Annotated in this window: 24 protein-coding genes; 4 read left to right on the top strand and 20 right to left on the bottom strand. The window is 60.5% G+C overall.

All coding sequences use genetic code 11. The features are described 5' to 3' along the window. Positions 1-21: 21 nt before the first annotated feature. The 3 genes from NL532_RS18615 to NL532_RS18605 form a co-directional block, all read right to left on the bottom strand. Complete coding sequence (locus NL532_RS18615) at positions 22-1,002, bottom strand: ABC transporter substrate-binding protein (protein ID WP_023672664.1); 981 nt, start codon at positions 1,000-1,002, stop codon at positions 22-24. 102 nt (positions 1,003-1,104) lie between these two features. Continuing rightward, on the bottom strand, positions 1,105-2,724 hold the full coding sequence (locus NL532_RS18610) for a GMC family oxidoreductase (protein ID WP_023755310.1): 1,620 nt from the start codon (positions 2,722-2,724) through the stop codon (positions 1,105-1,107). Further along, on the bottom strand, positions 2,721-3,470 hold the full coding sequence (locus NL532_RS18605; protein ID WP_023682469.1) for an FCD domain-containing protein: 750 nt from the start codon (positions 3,468-3,470) through the stop codon (positions 2,721-2,723). Before NL532_RS18605 ends, NL532_RS18610 begins: the two co-directional genes overlap by 4 nt. 187 nt (positions 3,471-3,657) lie before the next feature. On the opposite strand from NL532_RS18605, the gene NL532_RS18600 reads away from it, so the two are divergent. Continuing rightward, positions 3,658-4,752: a mandelate racemase/muconate lactonizing enzyme family protein gene (locus NL532_RS18600; protein WP_023755309.1), complete on the top strand. Its 1,095-nt coding sequence runs from the start codon at positions 3,658-3,660 to the stop codon at positions 4,750-4,752. Positions 4,753-5,044: 292 nt separating this feature from the next. Then, positions 5,045-5,602, top strand: a complete 558-nt coding sequence (locus NL532_RS18595; protein ID WP_155923885.1) for a hypothetical protein — start codon at positions 5,045-5,047, stop codon at positions 5,600-5,602. Positions 5,603-6,115: 513 nt separating this feature from the next. On the opposite strand, the gene NL532_RS18590 is transcribed toward NL532_RS18595, so the two are convergent. The 17 genes from NL532_RS18590 to NL532_RS18505 all read right to left on the bottom strand — a co-directional run bounded on the left by NL532_RS18590 (position 6,116) and on the right by NL532_RS18505 (position 22,135). Continuing rightward, complete coding sequence (locus tag NL532_RS18590) at positions 6,116-6,853, bottom strand: SDR family oxidoreductase (protein WP_023706883.1); 738 nt, start codon at positions 6,851-6,853, stop codon at positions 6,116-6,118. Between the two features lie 70 nt (positions 6,854-6,923). Next, positions 6,924-7,421: a 2,4'-dihydroxyacetophenone dioxygenase family protein gene (locus tag NL532_RS18585; protein WP_023755307.1), complete on the bottom strand. Its 498-nt coding sequence runs from the start codon at positions 7,419-7,421 to the stop codon at positions 6,924-6,926. Positions 7,422-7,626: 205 nt separating this feature from the next. Further along, positions 7,627-8,283 (bottom strand): NADH dehydrogenase ubiquinone Fe-S protein 4, encoded by a 657-nt coding sequence (locus tag NL532_RS18580; RefSeq protein ID WP_023750881.1) that lies wholly within the window; start codon positions 8,281-8,283, stop codon positions 7,627-7,629. 181 nt (positions 8,284-8,464) lie between these two features. Further along, on the bottom strand, positions 8,465-8,974 hold the full coding sequence (locus NL532_RS18575) for an Hsp20/alpha crystallin family protein (RefSeq protein ID WP_023696160.1): 510 nt from the start codon (positions 8,972-8,974) through the stop codon (positions 8,465-8,467). A 74-nt stretch (positions 8,975-9,048) separates the two neighbouring features. After that, complete coding sequence (locus NL532_RS18570; RefSeq protein ID WP_023824891.1) at positions 9,049-9,525, bottom strand: Hsp20 family protein; 477 nt, start codon at positions 9,523-9,525, stop codon at positions 9,049-9,051. Positions 9,526-11,181: 1,656 nt separating this feature from the next. Beyond that, positions 11,182-12,123 (bottom strand): type II secretion system F family protein, encoded by a 942-nt coding sequence (locus NL532_RS18560; protein ID WP_023755305.1) that lies wholly within the window; start codon positions 12,121-12,123, stop codon positions 11,182-11,184. Positions 12,124-12,132: 9 nt separating this feature from the next. Further along, entirely contained in the window at positions 12,133-13,086 is a 954-nt protein-coding gene (locus NL532_RS18555) for a type II secretion system F family protein (protein WP_023755304.1), read from the bottom strand. A 7-nt stretch (positions 13,087-13,093) separates the two neighbouring features. Next, positions 13,094-14,536 carry a TadA family conjugal transfer-associated ATPase gene (locus NL532_RS18550; protein ID WP_023830075.1) on the bottom strand — a complete coding sequence of 481 codons (1,443 nt, stop codon included), beginning with the start codon at positions 14,534-14,536 and terminating at the stop codon, positions 13,094-13,096. 14 nt (positions 14,537-14,550) lie between these two features. Continuing rightward, positions 14,551-15,135: a L,D-transpeptidase gene (locus tag NL532_RS18545; protein ID WP_023830076.1), complete on the bottom strand. Its 585-nt coding sequence runs from the start codon at positions 15,133-15,135 to the stop codon at positions 14,551-14,553. Beyond that, complete coding sequence (locus NL532_RS18540) at positions 15,132-16,265, bottom strand: hypothetical protein (protein WP_023830077.1); 1,134 nt, start codon at positions 16,263-16,265, stop codon at positions 15,132-15,134. Before NL532_RS18540 ends, NL532_RS18545 begins: the two co-directional genes overlap by 4 nt. Positions 16,266-16,308: 43 nt before the next feature. Beyond that, the gene (locus NL532_RS18535; protein WP_023755300.1) at positions 16,309-16,938 is read right to left on the bottom strand and encodes a TadE/TadG family type IV pilus assembly protein; all 630 of its coding nucleotides are present in this window, start codon (positions 16,936-16,938) and stop codon (positions 16,309-16,311) included. Next, the gene (locus NL532_RS18530) at positions 16,932-17,411 is read right to left on the bottom strand and encodes a TadE/TadG family type IV pilus assembly protein (RefSeq protein ID WP_023830078.1); all 480 of its coding nucleotides are present in this window, start codon (positions 17,409-17,411) and stop codon (positions 16,932-16,934) included. Before NL532_RS18530 ends, NL532_RS18535 begins: the two co-directional genes overlap by 7 nt. Further along, a complete protein-coding gene (locus tag NL532_RS18525) occupies positions 17,408-18,874 on the bottom strand; it encodes a Tad domain-containing protein (protein WP_023830079.1) in 1,467 nt (488 codons plus the stop codon). The genes NL532_RS18530 and NL532_RS18525 overlap by 4 nt, the downstream gene beginning before the upstream one ends. A gap of 89 nt (positions 18,875-18,963) precedes the next feature. Beyond that, positions 18,964-19,197 (bottom strand): pilus assembly protein, encoded by a 234-nt coding sequence (locus tag NL532_RS18520; RefSeq protein ID WP_155922393.1) that lies wholly within the window; start codon positions 19,195-19,197, stop codon positions 18,964-18,966. 34 nt (positions 19,198-19,231) lie between these two features. Then, positions 19,232-20,737, bottom strand: a complete 1,506-nt coding sequence (locus NL532_RS18515) for a type II and III secretion system protein family protein (protein ID WP_023830081.1) — start codon at positions 20,735-20,737, stop codon at positions 19,232-19,234. 42 nt (positions 20,738-20,779) lie between these two features. Then, a complete protein-coding gene (gene cpaB, locus NL532_RS18510; protein WP_023755295.1) occupies positions 20,780-21,781 on the bottom strand; it encodes a Flp pilus assembly protein CpaB in 1,002 nt (333 codons plus the stop codon). Between the two features lie 159 nt (positions 21,782-21,940). Beyond that, the gene (locus NL532_RS18505; RefSeq protein ID WP_023755294.1) at positions 21,941-22,135 is read right to left on the bottom strand and encodes a hypothetical protein; all 195 of its coding nucleotides are present in this window, start codon (positions 22,133-22,135) and stop codon (positions 21,941-21,943) included. 435 nt (positions 22,136-22,570) lie between these two features. Here NL532_RS18505 and NL532_RS18500 point away from each other — a divergent pair, with 435 nt between their 5' ends. Both NL532_RS18500 and NL532_RS18495 read left to right on the top strand, forming a co-directional pair. After that, positions 22,571-23,098 carry an A24 family peptidase gene (locus NL532_RS18500; RefSeq protein ID WP_031203561.1) on the top strand — a complete coding sequence of 176 codons (528 nt, stop codon included), beginning with the start codon at positions 22,571-22,573 and terminating at the stop codon, positions 23,096-23,098. 294 nt (positions 23,099-23,392) lie between these two features. Continuing rightward, positions 23,393-23,587, top strand: a complete 195-nt coding sequence (locus tag NL532_RS18495; protein ID WP_286487400.1) for a hypothetical protein — start codon at positions 23,393-23,395, stop codon at positions 23,585-23,587. Positions 23,588-23,724 lie beyond the last annotated feature (137 nt).

Raw genomic sequence — 23,724 nt, 5'->3', positions numbered from 1 at the left:
CAGCTGGAAAGAGAGTGGATATCAGAACGCAATATCGAAGTCTTTCTTCGCGTTCGTGGCGTCGAAGAAGGCATCCTCGTTCTTGATGAACGGCGGGATCTTCTTGCCGGCCGCATAGTCGGCCATCGTAGCGAAGGCCTTCGGCCCGAACAGCGGGCTGCAAGCGCAGATAGCGCCGATCTTGCCGTCAATGATCGCCTGGACGCCTTCCTTCTCGCCGTCGATCGACAAGATCAGCACATCCTTGCCCGGGGTCTTGCCGGCTGCTTCCAAAGCGGCGATGGCGCCCAGCGCCATCTCATCATTGTGCGCGTAGATGATATCCGCATCAGGGTGCGCCTGAAGCAGCGTCTCGGCGACCTGCCGGCCCTTGTCACGAGCGAAGTCGCCGGACTGCGATGCCAGGATGGTGAACTGCGAGTGCTTGGCGATGAAATCGTCGAAGCCTTTCTTGCGGTCGGTAGCGGCCGAGGCTCCGGTCGTGCCTTCCAGCTCGATGATTTTCGACTTGCCATTGGCGTTCTTGACCAGCCATTCGCCGACGCGGGTCGCCTCCTCGATGAAATCCGAACCGATGAAGCAGACATAATCCTCGCCCGGCTTGGCCATGGTGTGATCAACGTCGCGGTCGACCAGAAACACCGGTATGCCGGCATCGCGCGCGGCAAGAATGACCGGCACCAGGGGCTTGTCTTCGCGGGGCGGCAGGAAGATTGCGTCGACGCCCTGCGCGATCATCGAGTTCACGTCGGAGGCCTGCTTGGCCGACGAACCGGCGGCATCCGTGTAGACCAGCTGATGGCCGAGCTTGGCGGCTTCGTCCTGCATGCTCTTGGTCTCGGCAAGGCGCCACGGATTGTTGCTTTCCGTCTGGGCGAAACCGACCTTGTACTTGTCCTTCTTGGCGAGTGGCGGGAGCGCCGCGAAGGCGCGTGAGCCGAGTGTCAGCGCGACCGCGCCGGCGGCGGAGCCAACCAGTAGTTTTCGACGGGTAATGATCATGCTCTTTCCTCCTTTATTGTCGCTTTCAGCGACTGTGTAATTTCCTCACGATATCGGCCCAGACGGCTTCGGCGAGACGCCGTCGGCAAGCTGGATCCGGCGCTATGCCGCCTCCAAAATAAAGTCGGCGCAGCGGTCGCCCAGCATCATGGCGGGCGCCGCCGTATTGCCGGCATTGATGTTGGGGCAGGCCGACATGTCGGCAACCCGCAGATTGTCTATTCCGCGCACGCGCAGCGCCGCGTCCAGCACCGCCATCCGGTCGCTGTCCGAGCCCATCCGGCATGTCCCGGCCGGATGGTAGTTGGTCTTCACAAAGCGCTTGCAATGCTTTGTCATGGCTTCGTCGCTGAGATCATCCTGGCTTGGCACGGCAATGGCCTTGACCCGATCGGCGAGCGGCTTGGTCTGAAAAACCTGCAGGAAATAACGCTGGCCGGAGATCATTTCCCTCATGTCGTCGGGATGTTTAAGGAGGTTCGGCGAAACGATCGGCATGTCCTTCGGATCCGCCGAACGCAGCCTCACGAAACCGCGCGACTTTGGCTTCACCACCACTGTCGTCACGGTAAGCCCATAGGTGTTCTCGACCAAGGTCAGGATATCGCGGTCCAGATAGACGTGCGGTACGCAGAAGGCCTGGATCGTCGGTTCGCCCTCGGGATCGGCCGGATTGACGAAGGCTCCGGCCTCCACCCCCGCTGACAGGATCGTGCCGGTGCCGAAGAGCTTGAAATGCAGGCCGTTCTTGATCATCCGCCAGCCTTGGCCCTGCCTGAAATAGCCGTATGGGCCGTTTGCGGTGGCGATGATCGGCACCTCTGGATGGTCGATCAGGTTTTCGCCGACCCCGGGCAGGTCGGCGACGCAGGAAATGCCGTGCCCGGCAAGCGCCTCGGCGGGGCCGATGCCGGACAGCATGAGCAGTTTCGGCGAGACGAGGGCACCGGACGAGACGATCACGTCGGCATCCGCATGGACGGTATGCTCGGCGCCCGACGCATCCGAATAGACGACGCCGGTGACCCGACCGTTCTCGATCAGCAGCCGGCTGACTGTGCAATTGAGTTTCAGCGTCAGCTTGGGATCATTCGTCAGCGGCTCGATGAAGGCATAGGCGGCGCTGCTTCGCTTTCCCCGCCGGTTCATGAACTGGTAGAAGCCGACCCCGCGCTGCGACGGTCCGTTGAAGTCATGGTTGTACGGCAATCCAAGGCCTTGGACGGCCTGGACGAACCAACGGGAAACATCATCGATGTGGCCTGGATCCGAGACCAGCAGCGGACCTTCGCTGCCATGCAGTTCGCCGCCGAGGCGGTTGTTTCCCTCCATGCCGGTGAAATGCGGCAGCACCGCCTGCCAGTTCCAGCGCACGCCGGCATTGTTGCCGCGCAGCAGTTCGTCCCACTCCTCATAATCGGCCGAGCGGCCTCGCATGTAGACCTGGGCGTTGACCGAGGTGCCGCCGCCCAGCACGTTGCCTTGCGAGATTTCATGGACGCGGCCGTCGAGATGGGCCTGCGGCTCGGTGCGGTGATAGCGCATGAATTTCGAGCCGTTGATCATCTTGAAGATGCCGGGCGGCATGTCGAGCAAGGGATGATGATGGGAATGGCCGGCCTCCAGCAGCAGGGTTCGCCGTCCCGCTTTGACAAGCCTTGCCGCCGCGACGCAGCCGGCTGCTCCGCCGCCCACCACGATATGGTCGTAGGACTGCGTCATGCTTCCGGCGCCTCACGGCTTTCGAATGTACCGCGGACATACTCCCAGGCCGCCGAGAGGTGGTTGAGCAGCGCCCGCTCGGCGCCGTCAGGATCTCGCTCAATGATGGCCGTGCAGATTTCACGATGGCTGAGGAAATTCACGCGGTTGCGCTCGGGCGACCGTGGCATGCGCATCCAATGCGGCGACAGCCAGGCGGTAAATGCCTTGTGCACGACAGGCAGCACCGGGTTGCGCGCGATGTCATAGAGCGCTGCGTGGAACGCCACGTCCGTCGCATAGAATTTCTCGGAATCCGGGATGGCTGCCTCGTTCATCGCCAGCGCCGCCCTCAGGGCTGTGACGTCATCCTTGCGGGCATGGATGGCGGCGTTGCGCGCCAGCGACGCCTCGAGGAAGACGCGCATGTCGTAGAGGTTCTTCACGCCCGCCTGGTCGCTCAGCAGATGTCCTACGATGCCGTCGAGGGCGCCGAGCGCGGCATCCAGGCCAGGCCGGCGCGCCACGGGCCGGAACCGCGGACGCGCTTCCACCAGGCCGCGGCTGGCCAGGCGCGCAATCGCCTCACGCACAACGCCCCGGCCCACACCATACTCGATCATCAGTTCGCGCTCGGCCGGCAGGTAGCTGCCGTCGCCAAGCCTTCCGGACGTGATGTCGGCCTCTATGCCGGCCACCATCGCGTCGGCCGCGCGGGCGGCGAGAATAGCCGCGGGCATCTCAGGACGCTCTTCCGTATCCAGCAAGCCTTTTCCTCCCAGATGGTCCTGTTATTAGAAGGTAAATCGGACCAAAGCACAAGCGGATTGATGCTTTTGTAGGACCAAAAATGACGGATTGGCTTCAGAACCGCTGAAAGATCAGCCACATTGTTGCCAGTCAGCGCTGCCGGTGCAATTATGGTCCGATGAAAAAACGTGAATGGAGCGCAGCATGAGCCGCACCGAAATCAAGGAAGTCGAGACCCGGCTGTTTCGGGTCCCACTGCGTGAGGTGATGACCGATGCCAAGCACGGCGCGCACACGCATTTCGAGCTGGTCACCGTCACGCTGAGGCTTGCCGACGGCACCGAGGGCACAGGCTACACCTACACCGGCGGCAGGGGCGGCTATGCAATCAAGGCAATGATCGATCACGACCTCGCGCCGTTCCTCAAGGCACGCGACGCAACGCAAATCCACACGATCTACGACGGCATGCTCTGGCACATCCACTATGTCGGGCGCGGCGGCATCGCTTCTTTCGCGATCTCGGCGATCGACATCGCATTATGGGACCTCAAGGGCCGGCGTAGCGGCCTGCCGCTTTGGCAGATGGCGGGCGGGGCCGGGAAGAGCGCCAAGGCCTATCGCGGCGGCATCGACCTAAACTTCACCCTCGATCAGCTTTTGGCCAGCATCGATTCCTATCTCAATGCCGGCTTCACCGGGGTGAAGATCAAGGTCGGCAAGGACGACCTTGCCGAGGATGTGGCCCGGGTGAAGGCAGTTCGCGAGCGCATCGGCCCTCATGTCACCTTTATGGTTGACGCCAACTACGCGCTCGACGTCCCGCGAGCGATCGAGGCAGCGAGAGCATTCGCCGCCTACGATCTGCTGTGGTTCGAGGAGCCCATCATACCCGACGACTATGAGGGTTACGCCAGCATTGCCAAGGCGACCGGAATGCCCCTGGCAATGGGAGAAAACCTGCATGTCATCGAGGAGTTCGAGCATGCCTTCGCTTGGTCGAATCTCGCCTACATCCAACCCGACGCCTCCAACTGCGGCGGGGTCACCGGCTGGCTGCGCGTGGCAGCGCTCTCACGCAAGGCTGGCATTCCGGTCTGCAGTCACGGGATGCAGGAACTTCATGTCAGCCTCGTTGCAGGTCAGACAAATGCCGGCTGGGTGGAGGCGCATAGTTTTGATATTGACCATTATACGACTGAGCCGCTGAGGCTTCAGGATGGTTTGGCGATAGCACCCGACGAGCCTGGAGTGGGCGTTGTCTTCGACTGGCGGAAATTGGCGGATTTTCGCCAATAGCGCCCCCTGAACGGCGGCACGGCCGCATGCATTTTGTCCAGATCCTGCTTCCTCGTTCCGGCACGCGGAGAGCGCTTCGCCGAGGAAGACTTCGACCGTCTGAAGAACGAACTCGCCGCCGCCGCAGCCAGCGGGCATACCACTTATCGGATGCCACACTTACATTTGTAATTGCAGCGACGCTTCACCGGCTTTAACTCACGCGATCATAGCAGCGACACGACAAATGCAGGCGGCCGCCCGAAAACGGGCAGAAGCTGCAAGCATTGGGTGCGCCTGCAGGGAGGCGGCGATGGTTGCAACGCGTACGGACACTGCGCATCCGGTTATGGAGGACTTCATTCTATCACGGCACCGCTCACCGGTCCGCGAAGTTGGATTTTACGAGGCTATGAGTCAAACCCGACAAGCGATCGCCACATCGCGCGAGGTGCTGAGGCGCTTTCGCGAACGTCAGGGCGACGACACTCCTCGAGCAAAGAATACAGACCGTGGTCCTGTCGCCGTGTCAGCCTTCGATGCCGACATCATACGCGCTGCATGCCGAGATCTGATCGCGGAGATGAACGTGCCCGAGTGTCAATGGCGCGAACTGGCGCGAAGTCTGGTGCGCGAATTCGTGGCCTGCGAGCAGACCGAAGCCGGTTTGGTGGATTGGATCGTCCGCCGGCCAGCGATGACGGAGACGGACGAGGCCGGCCGACCGGAGCCAGCCGGCGAGGCGGCGAATGAGCCAGGAGTCAGTCGACCGCAATCAACGCGAGCAAACAGGTCTCCCGGCGACTTGTTGCGCGGGAACTGCGGTGATCCGAGGATCGGAAACTTTGGCGAGCGGCTTGGACACATCTGATCCTGCTCGTCTCTAGCGTCGGGCTCGTGTTCGCATTTGAAGCATGTAGTGAGACTAGCCGATGGCGTGACCTTTCGTTGAGTGGAGACGAATGCGTCCAGCCCACTGTCCAAGGCACGGCGACGGCCATGTCGCGTTGCTCCCGGCCTTCGCACACAAGGAGCCCAAGCCGGATGCCAATCAGGCTGCATTAGGCCAATGGGAACAATTTGCACGGGCCGAGCTTGGGCTAGCGTCGTACAGAGGTGCAAGTATGCAAGATAATTTTGACCGAGCTTCATCCGTCGCCGAGGTTGCGGAATCATTCGTGAGATCCCGGAGGCCGTTCTCTGTCGTATCGACCCGGGATGCGGTCACGATTGTCAGGAAACAGGCAGCTTTTTGCGAGCATACGGATGGCGAGCTTGCGGAGTTGGTGGCGGCAATTGCGGTCAGGCATGGTCGATTGGTCGCGTTCGATCTTGATCTCGACGACACAGGGTTGGAGATCGGTCGCGCAGCATAGCCAACGCCTCACGCAATGAGATAGCCACCGTCAACCGGCAGAATTGCCCCAGTGATGAAGCCCGCGAGCGGCGAACACAAGAACAAGGCGGGGCCGGTCAGGTCGCCCGGCGTACCCCAGCGACCCATCGGAGTGCGTTTCATCAATTCCGCGTTGCGAGCTGGATCGGCCCGTGGCGCGGCGGTCATGGCGGTCTCGATCCAGCCAGGCGCCAATGCGTTTACGCGAATGCCATCCCCGGCATAGGCGATGGCGAGCGACTTGGTAAGTTGCACGATGGCGCCCTTGGATGCGGCGTAAGCCGGCGCATGAGCTGCGCCGAAAAACGCGAACATCGAGGCGATGTTGACGATGGCGCCCCCGTTCGAGAGTGCCCCTCGGAACGCGCTCGCACTCCGCATGGAGCCGGTGAGATTGATATCGACCACCGTTTCGAAACCCTGGACAGTGAATTCGGCGGCGCGCAGGTTTACCCCTGCGCAATTTACGAGCGCTGCAACGGATGTGAACTGACTGGAATATCCTTCGACCGCAGTCATGTCCCGGACGTCGAGTACTGAATACGAGACGGCGGTGCCGTATGCACGAGCGGCCGCCACCTCGGCGGCCGTGGCCCCCGTCGCGTGGACGATTGCCCCGGCCCCGGCGAACGCCATGGCGATGCCGTTTCCGATGCCTGTCGTGCCTCCGGTAATGACGACGATCTTGCCCGCGAAGAAGGGCATGGCCCATATGGAATCGGTCACCAAAATCTCCTCGTTTCGCCTCTGTGGCGGAGCGCGAACTCATCGCAGCGGAAGACAAACGGGCGGATGTCTACCGTACGAATTGATCGACGAAATCGTCACCGAGACCCACGCTCGCATAGTGATTTCTGCACATGTCGATCTTGGTGAAAACGTCCTCGAAACCAATCTGCTTGTTATCCTTGTCCAGGTAAACCATGCAGCCGGAGATGTTGAAGAAGGTGATCATCTCGGGCACGTCGCTTGGAACCGTGAGCGTGTGGATTTCACCGGGCGGCTCGAAAACGTAAGATCCGGTCTCTGCCATCCAGTCGTGTTCAAGATAGTGCCAACGCCCCTTGATCACATAGCCATGCACGGGGGCCGGATGCAGATGACGGCTTAATATCCCGGCCCGGCGTACGCGGAGCAGATTGCACCACTGCCCTTGCATTGTGTTGAGCATAAGTGGTCGGAACCACACGCCCTCCGCCTGTGGGACCCAGACACGCTCGTCTTCGGGGACGGCAGCGACCGCGATCTCTTTCGGTGCCAGGGGATGGGCGGAGCCGTTGAAGGATTGATACATAGGAACCTCTGTCGCCAATTCATTGGAACGTCCATATCGGCGCGATCCTAACAACTGGGCCGAGTTCTGCCGAGGCGCAATCGGGCGCCCACCCATTGGGAATGTTGTAGGCGCGCACCCGCCCGCTGCCGCGACCGCAAGCGGGAAGGAGTTCGGAACGGTCCGTTGGGCGTCGAAGACGATCAGTGGGTTCATTCTTGCCTCATCATGCGGCTATCCGGGAGTGCACCGGGCTGGTACTGGTCTGGAAGCCCCGGTTTCGGGCTTCCAAGGCCAGCAAAGCGAGTTGGACCTCGTCCAATCGCGACGGGCGTGCATTTTCCGGCATGCCTTCGGCGGTGGCCATGTCGATCAGATACTCGTTCCAGGCCCAGTTCTTGAGCACGGCGCGTTTCTCGTCGGGTGCTAGCACTGGGTCATCCACAACCTCCATCGGAGAGGCGTAGAATGTCTCGGGCTCCGACAGCGCCGTCTGTATGTGCGCTGCCTGTGCACCGGCGCCATAGCCGTGGCTTGCCTGGAGCCAAGCCAACTGCAGCCGCTGCCAAACCAGGTCGGAAAAGGCCTGTTTCTCCTCCGATGCATGCTGGCGCGTGACCTTGGCCTGGGAAGCAGGAGGTGCAGCCTGCACGACATAGTTGAGGCCTTGACGCTCGGCATAACGGATCGCCGCTTCCAGCGTCGGAAAGTTCAGTTCAACCTGGGTCAGGGTGTCCCGGCCACCGGTATAGCCCATCAGCGGCTCGATGAACGGGGCTGTGCGGCGTTCGAAGACCAATCGCCAGGCCTTGCGGGGCTTTGCCGAGGTCATGGCCGGGCGGCATGGCTGGTAGATCCGCGCCGTTGCGCCGTCCGGAAACACTGACCGTCCCATTGACAAAGCCGGCCCGTCTAGACGAGGCCGATTGTCATTGTCCGGCCGGACGGACGTCTTGGTTAGGTTTCTGTTGTCGCTGCTTTGAACTGTCTCCATTGCCTGTCCCTCCCGTTATGAAGGGTCGCACGGGCAGCGGCCGTAAGGGCCGCCACCCATACTGCATCCGTCAGTTCTTCCCGTTGATTGCGATCCGCTTGGCCTTCGCCTGCGCCCGCTCGGTCTTGGGCAACGTCACGGTCAGCACCCCGTTCTTGAAGGCGGCGTTGACCTTGTCTTCTTCAACCTCGTAGCCGAGCGGAATGAGGCGCTCGAAGCGACCGTAGAAGCGCTCGGAGAACTGCCGGTCCTTGTCCTCGGTCTCGGAACGCTTCTCGCCTTTAAGCTTGAGCGCCCCATTTTCCAGCAGGACTTCTATGTCGCTCTCGTCCAGGCCAGGTATTTCCGCCGTGACGCGGACTTCCTTGTCCGTGTCGGAGATTTCGACACTCGGCCAACTGGCGGCGAAAGAGGGACCGAAGGCCGGCAGTCTGGCGCCAAAGCTGCGGAAGGCGTCATCGAACAGCCGGTTTACCTCCCGGTGGAGGGAGACGAAGGGGTCTCGATCTCCGTCGGGGAAGAGACTGGGCGCCGAGTTTCCGTTGCCCCGGCCCCATGGGATCAAGTCACGTACGCTCATTGTCTTTCTCCTTTTGTAGGTCTCTGAGTCGGGCGGGACGCCCGGCTCAAGCGAAAGCCTTCATGGTGGATTGCTCAGGCGGCCAGTTTGTCGGTCTCGACCTTGGGCGCCTCGATCTTCGGCATGGGAGCCCCGCTGGAGATTTCGATCTTGCGCGGTTTCATCTCCTGGGGAACCTCGCGCTTGAGATCGATGCTCAGCAGTCCGTTCTCAAGGCTGGCGCCCTCGACTTTGACATGATCGGCCAGTTCGAACCGACGCTCGAAAGCGCGCCCGTTGATGCCGCGGTACAGATACCGGCCGTTCTCATCGCCGGATTGCGACCCGCTCACAACCAGCATGTTGGGCTGGTGGGTGACGGTCAGCTGGTCCTGCGAGAAACCGGCGACCGCCATCGTGATGCGATACTGATCATCATCAACCTTGGCGATATCGTAGGGCGGCCAGTTGTCGAACGAGGCCACACGGCTCGCACTTTCAAGCATGTCGACCATGCGGTCGAAGCCGATGCTGGACCGGTATAGAGGGGTAAAATCGAGGTTTGTCTTCATAGCCACATCCTCCTTGAGCAACATGGACAACAGAAGGCGCCAAGAGCCTTGCCGCCTCCTGGTGTTGCCGGCCCCATTGGGCGGCCGGCGACCATCATTTAGAATCGCGACGTGCACCTTCAAGAGGAAGAATAGGAAAATTTTCATCGGCAATCTGGGCGAACGCACCGATGCCACACCCCTCCCGCCGGCGGGGTCACTCGCCGACGGGTCCATGGTGTCAAGAACAACTACGTCGCCCTTAAATCCGATCGACGAATGGTACGAACGCGGCCACTGCCGCGCTGTCACTGCAGTCAGGACCGGCACGCTCATCCGATTGATCCAACTGTTGCAACGCATCCATGATCGTGTCGAAGCTGACCGGTTCACCCGCTCCCGGCTGCATGCGAAGCGCTGGCACGGATTCTACGGCGCAGGCATCCGACGCCCATGACGAAAGAATGGCGCGCTACTCCTGAACAGCCAGGGCAACGTCGGCCAAAACGTCGTGGGGATGTTTGAAATGCCGCGCCGGATGCAGCAAGCGGTCCAGAAAACGTCGGGGGCCACGGGTTCAATCGATGCAAAATAGGTCGAAATGGGTCCTTCCATGGATGGTCCTCCGCTTCAGACAATCTCATGCGTGTTTGGCGGCTCTCGCCAGCGGCTGTCGATCACGACCAGGCAGATCATCCAGGAACGACGCTCAACGACTTTCCCTAGTCGATACCGAGACTCATCGTCCGGCACCCTGGGCGGCTCGATCACGACCGAAGCGAACGAGCCGTTCGCGATCGAGGGTGGCGATGCTGCACTTCCCCAGATGTTCGGAGCATAGCGAGGGCTGCGGCCTTGGAGCGGCGAGGGGACTTGCCTACATCGCACATGTCGTCGATATGGAGGTCGATGAGTTCGCCGAAGGCTTCAGGCGCGCTAACAGGGCTTTGTCGGCGTCTCACTGCGATCGACTTGGTGTCGGTGCCCCGGCGCCGCGCATCCTCGCGTTGCAGGAAGGTCTCGCTGACGCAGCGTGTGCGGCAGGTTCTAAGGTTCTGATGTTAAACAGATGCTGAAAAATCAAGAGCATAGACTGGCCATTGCACCGATGATGGATGGGATAGATGATGAGTAATATCAGATAGCTGCATGATACCGTGTGCAAAAATCGCACACGTAAGTTCTGCTTCTCTTCTTTTTCGTTCCCACGACGGCGGCGCCGACTGCCCTTTTCGGACGCCCTTCTTCCCGACGACATTGACCGTTCCAATCCGGATGTTCGCCGGGATATCCGTGAACCTCATTCTCCGATGCGGCGTCCAATTTTTCTGCGGTTCATGGAAGCTGTTCGAACTTTCTGGGTCGCACCTCAGCCCGAATTACTGGGGCTCCTGGACGAAGCGGGAAGGAGATTCGGCTTCCGGCAGTTTGGCGGGCGTCGAGTGTAGACGGCCGCTTTACGCCTCATATCGCCACAGGACGGCAACTTGCACCCGGCCGGAGACGGACCTACGCCCGGGAATCGCGGTTTGATTTGGCGTGACTTGGGCCCGCGTCCTATTTATTGGCGCTTGTTTCAGCCCGACTCCATGGGCTTTTCACGGATATCGTTGACGCGCGTACGCCACGGTGGCGGGATGAGCGGGTTGCTCTACCTCGACGGATCTGAGTTGCGCGCTACCCGGGCGTCATCGACTTCAGCATCGAAGCGACGCGCATGATTATCGGCATCAGTACGATTATCAGGCTCAGCGGAAACAGACATGTGGCCAGCGGAAAGAGCATCTTGATAGGCAGGGCATTGGCCTTTTCCTCGGCGCGCAGGATTCGCATCTGACGCATTTCCTTGCTGTAGACGCGAAGGCTCTTTGTGACACTGGAGCCAAGTTCTTCCGACTGTCGAAATAACACGGCAAGCGACCTGGCCTCGTCGATGCGCAGGCGGGTCGCCAGGTTGGTCAATGCATCGCGTAGGCGCCGGCCGCCGCGAACTTCAAGCATCATTATGGATAGGTGCAGCCCGAAGTCGGGCCGGGTCGACATGAACTCACGCGCGACACGATCGGCCGCCGCTTCGACGCTCAGGCCGGCGTCGACGCAAACGATCAACATATCCATGAAATCAGGAAAGATCCTGCGATAGGCTTTCTCCTTGGCAACTCCCATGCGTTCGAGCACGATGCCGTGGATGAAGAAAACAAGGCCCCCGCACAACATGGATATCAGGATCGCGAGCGGCCTGGAAACGCTGACCAAGTAGTGTTCGAAAACCAGAAATGTGCCAAGCAGCACCAGCACCGAGATCACGGCACGCGCGGTCTGAAATATCGTACTAGCCTGCGGTGAAAAGAACCCGGCTCGCAACAGGCGGTTCGGCAATGAATTCGAATTTGCGTCTTTCCGGACAACGTTGAAATAGTTTTTGACGAAGACGCCGTACCGGTCATCGGTTATTTCGGATGCAGTGCTGTAATAGGAACCGCCGACCGCGTCGCTGTCGCTCGCTGCATCTGTCAGCCTGGACGCCATTTCGCGTTGGCTCGCAATCCTTCCAACAATGACCGTCGAGAAAAGCAGAACACCGACGAAAGTGGCAAGGAGGATCAGTGTTTCGTTCATCTATCGCACTCAAAAATCGAAATTGACAAGTTTATAGAGAATAAAATTCCCGACAGCCATCACAGCGAAGGCCACCGCTAAAATAACGTTGCTATATCCACTTTCCCAGACAGGATCGAAATAGGTCGGCACGAGTGTGCTGATCATAAGATAGAGGCCGAAGGGAAATGCCGACATGATCAGGGCCGTTATCCTGCCTTCGGCGGACAGGGCCTTGACCTTGGCCCGAAGGATCGCTCGTTCGCGAACCACGTTCGCCAGGTTCTCCAGTATCTCGACAAAATTGCCGCCGGTTCCACGCTGGACGCTCATCGAGATCGCCAGAAGCTTCAGGTCCTCCGCTCCGACGCGCTCGATCATGTTGAGCATCGCATCGTTGAGATCGGTTCCGTAGGTGAGTTCGTCACTGAGCATGCCGAACTCCGTCCCTATGGGATCGGGCAATTCCCGCGAGACCAGGGCTATCGATATCGGCAATGGATGCCCGGCCGAAAGGCTCCGGGTCACCACGTCGAGTGTGCCTGGCAATTGGGTCGTGAACTTTCTTATCCGTTTCCCACGCACGCGTATCATGATGACAAGCGGCAGGGCGGCCAAAAAGAGGACCACCGAGATGAACCTCGGCAGTGTCGGAACACCTAGATAGCTCAGCACCAACCAGACCAGAACAGCGATCACCGGCGCATAGATCGCCAGCCTCATGACGTCCAGCTTCAGTCCGGATTGCGCGAACAACCGCCGCAGTCGGACCAGCGGTTTGAAGCCGCGGCGATCATAGTCAAGCGCCCTTTCGCGGACCATCCCCTTGAAGACGCCAAGACTGTCCTCGGTGCCTTGCAGAAGCTTGAGGCGGTAGTTCAGCGAACTGCTTCGCCGGAATTGGTTCGCGACAATCCCTGTGACTCTTTCGAACAGTATCAGGCCACCGATAAAAACTAATGCGTAGATGAGCATGAGGTCCATTGCGCACCTACACCAATGAGCGACCCGGATCGAAAATGTCGCCCGGCAGCTGGAAGCCCAGTTCGGCGATATGCTCGAGGAATCGCGGACGGATGCCGGTTGCCCGGAACTGACCATTCACCCTGTTCAAGTCGTCAACGCCAAGCTTTTGGAATTTCATGATCTCCTGCATCTGGACGACGTCGCCCTCCATGCCGGTGATTTCGGTGACTGAAACCAGACGCCGCGTGCCGTCGTGAAGGCGCTCGACCTGGACGATCAGGGTGATTGCCGAAGCGATCTGGGACTTGATGCTCAACTGCGACATCGGCATGCCCGCCATACCGATCATTTGCTCAAGCCTGGAGACCGCATCGCGCGGCGTGTTGGCGTGAATCGTCGTCATCGATCCTTCGTGACCGGTGTTCATGGCCTGCAGCATGTCGAACGCTTCCTCGCCGCGAACCTCACCGACGATAATCCTGTCGGGTCGCATACGGAGGGCGTTCTTCAGGAGCTCGCGCTGGCGTATTTCGCCGCGTCCGTCCAGCGTCGGCGGCCGCGTTTCGAGCCGGCCGACATGGGGTTGCTGAAGCTGCAATTCGGCGGCGTCTTCGATCGTGATCAAGCGCTCGCGGTTTGAAATCTGCGACGAAAGCGCGTTGAGCATGGTGGTCTTTCCGGAACCGGTTCCTCCGGAGATGATCATCGAGACCTTGCCCTTGACCGCCGCGGTCAGCAGAACCTGCATTGCCTTGGCCATCGAATGACTTTCGACAAGGCGGTCGAGCGTGTACGGGCGGCGCGAAAACTTGCGGATCGAGACGAGCGGACCATCGATCGCGACTGGCCTGATGGCAGCGTTCACCCGGGATCCGTCGGGAAGCCGCGCGTCGACCAGCGGCGACGACTCGTCCACACGTCGCCCGACGGTCGTGACGATCTTGTTGATCACGCGCATAAGGTGATCTTCGTCCTTGAACCGGATAGGGGTATCCTCAAGCTGGCCATAGCGCTCGATGTAGACGTGCTCATGGCCGTTGATCAGGATATCGGAAATCGTATCGTCCTTGAGCAACGGCTCTATCGGGCCGAGCCCGAGCATCTCGTCGGTAATGTCGCTGATCAGGGTGTCGAGCTCACGTGCATTGAGCGGGAAATTCCGCGCCCGGACGTATTCGCGCACCAGCGGCCGGATTTCTGCCGCGAGTTCGTCATTTTGCGCGGTCTCAAGCAGTCCGAGATTGATACGGTCCAGAAGATAGCGGTGCAGGTTCACACGTTCCGAAACCATGTCGGGGCCAAGAGCACCACGCTCCTCCGGCTTTGGCTCCTCGGTCAGCGGCGGAACGGAAGGAACGACTTCGGTCTTGTTCTTCTCGGCGAGCGCGAGGTCAGACGCCACGACAGGCGCCTGCGGCAGATCCTCGGATCGTGATCTGTAAAATCGTCCAATGATGCCGTTGGCCATACCGCCCGCTCTTCCTATTCGACAATCACTTTTGCGCCAATGTGCACCTCGCCATAGAGCTTCAGCACATCGGCGTTGGTCATGCGAAAACAGCCGGAAGACACGAATCCTCCGATCGAGGGCGCATCGTTGGTGCCGTGGATGCGATAGAGTGTATCGCGCTGCCCTTTGAACAGATAGATCGCGCGCGCGCCAAGCGGATTGTAGGGGCCTGCCGGCATCATTTCCGGCAGCCGCGGATCGCGCTGGCGCATCTCGGCCGGCGGCCGCCATTCCGGCCATTCGGCCTTACCGCCGACACGCACGGTGCCGGTCCATACGAACCCATCCTCAGCCACGCCGATCGAGTATCTGGCGACTTTGCCCGGCGCCACGACGAAGTCGAGCGTTCGCGCCGCGGTCGAAATCAGGATTGTTCCCGGCTTTTCCCTGGTCTCCGTCGCAACGACGCGCCTGGTGACCGGCCCAAGGCTCTTCGGCACCGGGTCGCTTCGTCTCTCCGTCGCATCGGCTCTGCCGATGCCGGCGATGGCCACCAACACAAGACCGGCTCGGGCGCTGCCGCGCGCTAGGCGGCCGATCCGACCCAGACTGGTCATTTCACGGCCTCGGCTAGTTTTTCGATCTGGCGGACGAATTTCGAGCGCGGGTTGACTTCGACCGGCAGCATGCCGCGATTGATTGCCTCGTTCATGGTGCCCCAGTCGTCCTCGACGACCATGGCGCTCGATTGCTTGAAGATGTTGTTGGCGTCCTTCTTGCCGATGCCGAAGCTGAAGAGACGCCTGCGATGCTTGTTGGCGATGACCTTGATCGCAATATCGTCGCTTCTGAGCTTCTTGATCCGGTTGTAGACTTCCTTGGCCTGCTGCAGGCCGGGAATGGTCAATTCGGTGACCAGATGGATGGAATTGACCGCGGCCAGCAGTTCATCCTTCCAGCTCGTCTCGTAATAGGGGATGTCGACCACGGTGTGATTGTTCTGGAGAGACACGACGTCCAGCATGCGCAGGACAAGTTCGCCGCCGGTGGGAGCCATCGTGACGCCGGGTTGGCGGAACGACAGCAGCGAAAAACCGCGCTGGTGCTTCTTCTTGATGATGTCGATGAATTCCAGATCGACCCGCGAAGGCTGCGCGATGATCGGCCGTAAATCGTAGTCATTGGGCGTATTCAGGTAGTGACCGCAAGCGCCGGTGGCAAAATCGAGATCGAACAAGGCAACGCTGACTTGCGTTTTCTTCGCCGTGCGGGCGAGCGCATCGGCCAGCGAGATTGCGACGGAGGTTCCGCCGGCTCCGCCCACCGCCGAGACGACCGCATGCACATGGTTGCCGCCTGAATGCGCCATCTGCACATTTCCGGTCACGGCTTCAAGGAAGCCCTTGCGGTCCAGCGGCTTTCTCACCCAGTCGCTGCCGTTGAGCTTCAGCAGCAGCCGCATGCGCTGGTCGGTGAGCGGATCGGAAACCACGATCAGCGGAAGCGCGGCGAACTTGCGCCGCAGTTCCTGCGCGACGGTGCTTTCGAGGAGGGCGCCATCGCCGGCGTCGAGCACCAGCAAATCGTAGCTTGCCGGATCGACCGCCATGCGCTTGTCCAGCAGCGCGCCATGATCCTTCACCTCGGAATCGTATTGCGAAAGCGCCGACAGCGAGCTCTGCATGAACTCGGACGCCGCCTGATCCGCCGAGGCGATCAGCACCTTTATTCTTCTCGAAAAGTTCATATGGCTTGTCATCCGAGAAATGCTCGATGTTCGGCAGCCTTGGTCAGCTGCCCGAGTTTGTGTTCAAGTCCTCGCTTGTGACGGTCACCGGCATGGCTGGAACCGTTACATTATTGAGTCCTAATAAAGCGCCGAGTAAAGGCAGATTGAAAGTGATGCCGAGAACTTCCATGCGTATGGTTAGCACCGCACCGCCCGGCCTTCCGTAGTAGCCAAGTCCCGACATCATGTAGGTGACGCGAACGTTGTCTATGCCGATGCGGGGGTTTAGTTGGCACATTGCCGGACTGCCGGTGCCGATCGGCTGGCATGATGTCACGCCGGGGGCGCCATACACGATACGGTTGAGTTCCGTGGTGCAGGCCGGGCTCCCAGTGCATGTCCAGGGGCCAAGCGCGCCGACCGGTATCGCAACGCCGCCGTTCGTGCTCCCGGGCGCCAGGGCTGTCACGATGGCGGGATCGAAGCCGGCTACCATCGAACTCGAAACCGCCGCCCTGCGCGCGCCGAATTGCAGCGCCTTGACGGTCTGGTTCCACTGGAACGCCGCATAGCCGAACTCGACGAAGGCAGCGAAAATCAGCAGGACCAAAGGCATCGCGATCAGCCCCTCCGCGAGCGTGACACCGGACTCCTCACGGACAAAGGATCGGAAGAGAGGTGCCCTCACCATCCGATATATCTTTCTTCGTGAAAGGCCTGGATGGTGATGTTGGCGAGGCCGGTCCAGCCGAACAGCGGCGAGGAGCTGTAGGCAAGTGACGTGTTCGCGGTGATAACTTTAGTCCCCGAGCGCGTAACCGTGGCGAATACGATCGCACTTCCGCTCGGCCCCCATCCTTGCACCCGCAGCACTGTGGCAGCCGGGTTGGACGTCCCGTAATAGGCGATGCGCCGGGCGACGGTGTCGCTGCATTGCGACACGTAGCCGGAAAGCGCATTGCTTGGCTGGCAGCGGGCAAGATAGCGCGCCGCGTCACGCAGGCCGGTCTCGACCTGCTCCTTCTCCCAGAACATGTTGCCGAATTCCAGGATGCCAACGGCAAACACCGTGACGAACGGCACGATGAGCAGCGTCTCGGCGAGGACCGCGCCGTGCTCGTCGCGGTGGAACCGTTCGAGAAACCGTTTCAGCCTGGTGATCATCGGACCAATTGCGCCTCCTCGCGCAGGAACTGATCCAGCGTCCCGCTGCCGCCCTGGCCCGTGACATCCACGATCTCCAGACGGATCGGCTTTTCACTGGCGGTTGTATCGTCTTCCTTGCTGTTGTCCTGTTTTTCGATAGGGTTCGTCAGGAACATACTGACGAATGCATCGGGTTTAAGGGTCGTTTTGCCGCTGATCGTCGTGTGCTTGGTGTCATCGGTGAAGTCACCGCAATCAACGACAGCCGCGAATATGGTGCGGCGATCCGGCTTATCAGTGAGTGTCTCCGGCGCGCCGGTGTAGCAACGCGGGACGCCGTTCTCGCCGCTCCCCTTGTTGCCCGCCCTGTCTGCAACAAGATTGTGGTCGATTTCATATCTGTAAACATCGTAGCGTGACGCGTTCTGAAGCGCCGCCGGGAAGGGGGTGCTGACATGGTTCAGACTCCAATAGCCGGCTCGGTCCCAGGAACCATTAGTGCTGATACCCAAGCTGGGCGTCGGATACGTTCCTGGCCCGAATCCCATTGCCTTGCTCGGAACGTCACTGTCCACCTTGCCGCAGCCAGCCGAGCCAGTGGTGTTTTTGGCTCCCTTTCGAACATTGGTGGCGGGGCGATACAGCGGATCTCCCTTCGCCGAACCCAGGCTTCCGGCGTATATGTCGAAACGCACGTTCAGGCCGACATTCACCTGGCCGAACGTTACGCCGGTCTTGGTAACCACGGATTTCTTCGTGTAGCACTGCCCGCTGGCGCCCTTGGCGAAGGCGTCCTTGAGCGGAATATCGGTGTCCAGCAGTCCGAAATTGCCGGGCCCTGGTGTACTGTCGGTTTTAAGCACCTGCAGTTCGCGGCTATAGGTCAACCCCTGTGCGTATGCTTGTTGCATCGAAAGGCCCTGAGCTTCGAACGGATTGCAGATGAACATCGGTGTGACGTCACACGCGGCAGCGGTGTATGTCGCGACGGCCTCGGCCTGGAAGTTCAGCGTCGGATTCGTCAGTCCTACGGGTAACGGAAACAGCGAGGTCATGGCGCGCGGCGTCGAACGGACTAGGACATAGGCAGCGGCAGTGCTGTCAGTCGTTCCGTTCGTTGTAATCCAGGCAGCGTCGATCGCCGTGTCGTCGCTAGGCGGAATGATCTTCAGGTACGCTATGCTGACCTGGGTTTTGTCCATGGTGATCGGGCCACCATTGGAAAACCTTGCTTCATTCTTGACCAGGTCGGCAATCGCGGCATCGGCCCGTGTGATGGCGTCCGGCGCTCCGTTCAGCTCTCTTGCTCCGGCGAGCGCCAGCCCGTCGACGGCATTCTGCAGATCGGTATGGAGATTGTTGCCGCGCGACACATCGATGACCAGCAGGCTGAAGCCCAGAAGCATCGGCATGGCTATCAGTGTCAGCGCGGTAACATAGCCACGGTCGTCGAACAGCAATTCGAGTATCTTCCGTCCCATATCCAGCCCCTAGCGTCGGTTTTCGCCGCACTTAGCTTCGCAAACCCCGGAGCCGCCGCCTGCTCCCTAACTTGTCCTCGTTGTCGTCCTCAGTTCGTGGTCTCCGTTGCAGCCGGCGCGACCGCCGCCGGCACGATCACCGCGGTCGGCGCATAGCGCTGCTGCGCCCGTGCGACCACGCGTCCGTCGCCGTCGATCCTGGTGTTCCACGCTTCCTTCGGGAACGGATCAATCGTCTGGATGCCGATATTGGCCTGCGGTGCGTCGCCAAGGCCCAGCGTCACCGAATCCCTGTGCGCCATGTAATCGGCGCAACCGCTCATCAGTAGGCATGCGCCGAGCACGGCGATGGCCGTCCTATTTCTTGCCGACGGCATACGCGCCTCCGAAATCGAGATCGATGATGTGGCCGTAAGGACCGATGACGCCCTTTCCGTCCTTGAAGCCTCGCATCATGTCCTTGTCGACTTCCAGCATGCCGAGCAGGAACATATCCACGTCGTTGCCCGGCCGCGTCTGGTCCAGCGGCGAATGCAGCTTCTCGTCGGGCGAGGTCGGCCGCACGATGCGAGGCGTCACCACGATCACCAGATCGCTCTCCCGCTTCTGGAACGAGGTGGAGCGAAACAGCGCCCCAAGCACCGGGACCTGGCCAAGCCACGGCATTTGCTGCACGTCGCCGGCGTTGACCGACTGCAAGAGGCCGGCCATGGCGAAGCTCTGCCCGTCACGCAGTTCGACGGTGGCATTGGCCTTGCGCGAAATGAAGCCGGGATTGCCGTTGACCGTGACGGAACGGTCGATTTCGCTGACCTCCGGCTCGATCACAAGATTTATGAGGCCATCGTCTAGGACGATGGGGGTGAAGGAGAGTTTGACGCCATAGGGCCGATAGCTGATTTCGGTCGCGAGTTCCCCGCCAGCGGACACCGCGCGCGTAATCGGCACCTCCCCGCCGGCATGGAAGCTGGCTGTCGTGCCGCTCATCGTCACAAGATTTGGCTGCGCCAGCCGGCGGACGAGACCCTTTGCCTCCAGCGCGTTGATGACGACGTCAATGCGCCAGCCGGAAACTTCCAGCACCTTGGCGATCATCTCGCCGAATGGCGTGCCGTTCTGCGTGGCGACGCCGCCGACTTCTGTCTGGAGTTGATGCGAGTCATCGTTAACGCCGATGTGAAGCCGGGGCGCCGCGGTAAAGAGGCCACCGCTCGCACTTGCACCATTGAACCCGATCCCGAGATCCCGCCCCGCGCTGCGCGATGCCTCTATGATGCGAACCTCCAGCATCACCTGCTGGGCGTCGGCAACGCGAACCTGGTTCAGCACGGGATCGCTCGAATATTGCTGCGCGATCTCCAGCACCCGGGCAAGATCGACGCCGTCCTTGACCACGCCGGAAATCCGTATGCGGTCGTTGACGTTGGTGACGATCAGCTTCGAACTCGGCACCGCCGAGCGGATCGCCGCCCTGATTTCGTTGAAATCGAGCATGATGCGCACGTCGATGACGCCAAGAAGATTTTTCGCGTCGTCATAGATCGAGATGTTGGTGGCACCCGATCCCTTTCCCTGGACATAAAGCGAGTGTTCCGTCAAGGGCACAACGTCGGCCACCGTCGCGTTGCCAACCACGAGATCGGCGAAGCGGCGGCTGGTGGTGATCGTCAGCGTGCTGCCCGGCGCGACCGTCACATGAATGACGTTTCCACTGCCGATCGTGATGGCTTTTTGCTGGGCGTATGCAGGCTCGACTAGACCGACAAGAAGGGAGATCGCGGCAGCCAGGAACGCAATTGCAACGAGAACGCGCGTCGGCCTCGAGGCCGGTGCGCCCCTGTCTTCAAGCTGGCGATTGCCCATGCTCCGTCACCCTTCCCCCGTCCGCTCCCGAATGGCTTCTTGTCAGTCCAGCAGGTGGACCCGATATTCTTCCCGCTTCATATTGCGCGAAACGCCAATCACCACGAAGTCCGGTTTCGGCGCCGCCACCAGAACTGGTTCGGCAGGTTCAGCCGGCACGGTTTTTGGCTTGAGCTTGTCTTCCATCGCGCCGAGGCGATTGCCGAGCGTGTCGCCAACACTTTTTACGAGCTTCTCCAGATCGGTAAGTCTGCTTTCATCTTGGTCGGCACGATCGTTCTTGAGCGCCTGCGCCATCGGCCCGCCGCCGAGATCGGCGAGCGTCACCGGCTGCGTCTGTTCCACGCCGGAAGAAGCGACATTGCGCAGCGCCAGCGAAAGCGTGCCGACATTGGCGGCCAGCGTCAGCTTCTGCGCCTCGGTGGTGGTGACTTCGAAGGTCACGGTCTTGACGACCTCGACCTTGTCGGTGCGGTCGTCCGCGGTCTGGTCGGCGGCGAGAACCTTGACCCCCTGCAGCAGCACGTCGACAAAAGTCTGGTCAGCGCCGGAATCAACCTTGATCACCCGCGTCAGCATGATGTCGACGCGATCGCCCGGCAGCACGAAACCGGCGACGCCGAGGACGTCGTTGACGCGGATCGAGACCGCCTTCATGCCTTCGCCAAGCGCCGCCGACAATGTCGCGCGCTGGCCGGGCCCGGTGATTTTGGAGGCGAGCACCGGCTCGTCCTTTTCCATTGCCGACATGACGTAGCGAAGCTCACCGTCCTTGCCGAGCAAATCCTCCGGCTTGCGGAAGGCGCCGGCCGGCAGTTCTCCGGTCGGCCACGCAAGAGCCCTGACGTCCTCCGATTTGATCGCCTCGCCAAAGCGCAGCGCGCGGGTGGCGACAAGAATCGTTTCCTCGGATGCGGGCTCGCCCAGGCCGGCACGCTGCGCGAGAATGTCGCGCTGGTTGGCGAGATAGGAGCGAACGCCGAAAACAGCCAGCAGTGCCAGCGCGACCGAGACAAGCAGACTTATCGTGGTGGAGCTTTTCATCTAACGGCCCCCGCCGTAACTTGTTCGCCCAGAGGAACAATCAATCAATCAAGATAGTAACTGGATAACAAGCGGCTGACAAAGCCGCTTATTATCTATGCACCATATTCTGCTGAGGTCAAAAGACGGCAGCCAAGCCGCCTTTTGACGCTGGCGGTGTTACGCCGGGGCGGAGAGACTGGTGGTGAACCACGTACCCCAACTCCTCCACGCGGTGCTCAGGTTGGTGCCCACTGCCAGCACTGAAGCGATGACGCCTCCAACGAGCAGGCCCAGGAGAACGAGGTATTCCGAAAGCGCGATGCCGTCCTCTTCGCGGGCGAAGGCACGGAACATGCTGGTCAATTTGGTCATGATGATACTCCCTTACATGACGTTTCCATTACCGGTCCGCGAGAGGAGCCCCCAGCGCCAGACGATTTATTAATAACTCCTTAAAAAGGGTGCCGTCAATTAGTTCGTCCTAATGGTACCTTTCCGACTTGGTTTATGGTAAATTAACGCCCATGCAAGTAGCTCCAAAGGAGTAGCTCTAAAGAAGTAGCTCCGGAGGAGGTGAGTGGAAATACAACAACGACCATCCGCTGGCGGCCGCGACACCGCCTCTTGGTTACAGTTGGCTAAGGTCTCCGCCTGCTTCGTCCGCCGCTTCCCCTGGCCTCGATCAAATTGCCGATGGCAGCGATCGGGCGGATGCGCCGGCGGCTTTCGCCGGGCATAATCATTCTGCATGATTCGGCCGGTCGGGCGTCCGGCAATATGCCAAGATGGAAAATGGGGACAGGCGGGATGGAATTCCTCGGGGCATTGGCTATCTCGGCAGGGGCGGGATTGATCGTCATCGCCGCATGGCAGGACTTTCTGGCTTGGAAAATACGCAACTGGACGGTTCTGGCGCTGGTTGCGGATTACGCGCTTCTGGCTTTGATCCGCTGGGCGAACCCGTCAGGCGTCGGCATTCTGGCGGGGGTCGATGGCGATTCGCCGCTTCAGGGCGACCTTGCTGCGGGCCTGTTGCTGCTCACGATCGGCTTCGTGCTGTGGGCCTTGCGGATGCTGGGCGCCGGCGACGCGAAGCTGTTCTTCCCGATCGGCCTGTTCGTCGGGCTGCACTATCTGTTCTCGTTCGCCGTCGGGCTTGCCGCCGGCGGGGTTGTCGTCAGCCTCGCCTTGCAGTTTCCCGTGCCGCTGCAATTTCAGGCATGGCGGGCGCTGTCCCGCATCGAGGAGATCCGAAAATCACGCAAGGTGCCGTATGGCGTCATCATGGCCACGGCGGCACTGGTTGCGATGTACCTGCGTTATTTCGCGGCTTGACAGGCTTGCGATGCAGCTTTTGTCGAGTGGCTTCGGATTGCCTTCAGGAGCCACATAACACTGGCGAGCGAACGACAGTCCGTTTCAGGACAATTCGCGCAGGAGCTACTTCGCCGGCCAAGTAGGAGCAGGTGCATAGGACCGTTGATAATTTACCATAGACCAAATCAGAAAGGTCACATTAGTGTCGGCTAATTGACGTCACTCTTGTTAAGGAGTTATTAATAACTCGTCTGGCGCTGGGGGCTCCTCTCGCGGACCGGTAATGGAAACGTCATGTAAGGGAGTATCATCATGACCAAATTGACCAGCATGTTCCGTGCCTTCGCCCGCGAAGAGGACGGCATCGCGCTTTCGGAATACCTCGTTCTCCTGGGCCTGCTCGTTGGAGGCGTCATCGCTTCGGTACTGGCGGTCGGTGTCAACCTGAGCGCCGCGTGGACGAGTTGGGGTACGTGGTTCACCACCAGTCTCTCCGCCCCGGCGTAACATCGATAGTGGCATAGCCATCACGTTAAATGTCGGCTCGCTTGCTTTCGCCGCTGGGCAAGGCAGGCAGGGGCCGGCATTTTAGCGGAGATCGATAGCGCTTCGCCGCTCCAGGGCGACATGGCTGCGGGCTGCTC

It is taken from the genome of Mesorhizobium sp. C120A (genome assembly GCF_030323105.1).
GTDB lineage: Bacteria > Pseudomonadota > Alphaproteobacteria > Rhizobiales > Rhizobiaceae > Mesorhizobium.
This window is presented reverse-complemented; position numbering and strand designations above follow the sequence as displayed.